Source organism: Streptomyces sp. CLV115, assembly GCF_038448545.1.
GTDB classification, from domain to species: Bacteria; Actinomycetota; Actinomycetes; order Streptomycetales; family Streptomycetaceae; genus Streptomyces; species Streptomyces sanglieri.
Genome location: NZ_JBCEWQ010000359.1, coordinates 1 through 912, shown reverse-complemented (window position 1 = coordinate 912; position 912 = coordinate 1). Strand labels below are relative to the sequence as shown.

The window sequence follows — 912 nt, the reverse complement described above, 5'->3', positions numbered from 1 at the left end:
ACGGACGGCTGATGCTCACTCATGGAGACCTCCGGACACGAACCGATCAAGCTATGGCCTCAACCTACCTGGGCGCCGCGAGAGCCATGCCTGTGTTTGTCGCCCTGCACATCACGCGGCACATCACCCGGTGCCGACCCGGAGTTGGTTCCCGCTTGTCCCCCGCTTGAGCCCGGACGATATCGGGTCGCCCGGACGACGCCGACTCCGTAGGTTCTGGGGTGGAATCGAATCATCGTTCCCCCCGACCCTCCGGAGGCCAGCCTGTGACCGCCCCAACGCGTCGGCGGACGCGCGACCTTCGGCCTCTCGCCGCGGCCTTCGTACGGTTCGTCGTGTGTGGTGGCGGGGTCGGACTGGCGTCGAGCGCGGCGGTCGTGCTGCTGACCGGGCGAATACCGATGGCCGTCGCGAACGCGCTGGTCACCGTCGTCTCCACGGTGCTCGCGACCGAGTTGCACCGGCGGATCTCGTTCCGGAGCGATCGCCGGGGGTGGCGGGTCCATCTCCAGTCCGGCGCGACGGTCGCCGTGAGCTATGCGTTCACGACGGGGGCGCTGCTCTGCCTGTTCGCCGTGCGGCCCGAGCCCTCGCCGCTGGCCGCGCAGACGGTCTATCTGTCGGCGTCCGCCCTGGCGGGGGCCGGGCGGTTCGTGCTGCTGCGGGTCGTCGTCTTCGGGAACCGCGGCCGGAGCGGGCACGGCCGTGCTTCGCACGACGAAGTGATGGACAAGTCGGCGGTGGCGATGGCCGTGTGACGCCCCCTCGATGGCCGGCGCGGCGATCGTGCTGGTTGACTGTCGTGGCCGGTCGCAGGGGCGAGCGGAGCCCGCGGGTGGGCCGGGGTGGATGAGGGGCGTGCGCATGGAGTACGGGCGGGCCGGGCGGGTCCGGGTGCCGGTGGGGGACGAT

Annotated in this window: 1 protein-coding gene; it reads left to right on the top strand. The window is 71.3% G+C overall.

Annotated features, from left to right (window positions below):
• Positions 1 to 266 precede the first annotated feature (266 nt).
• Positions 267 to 758 (top strand): GtrA family protein, encoded by a 492-nt coding sequence (locus AADR41_RS42130; RefSeq protein ID WP_342287761.1) that lies wholly within the window; start codon positions 267 to 269, stop codon positions 756 to 758.
• Positions 759 to 912 lie beyond the last annotated feature (154 nt).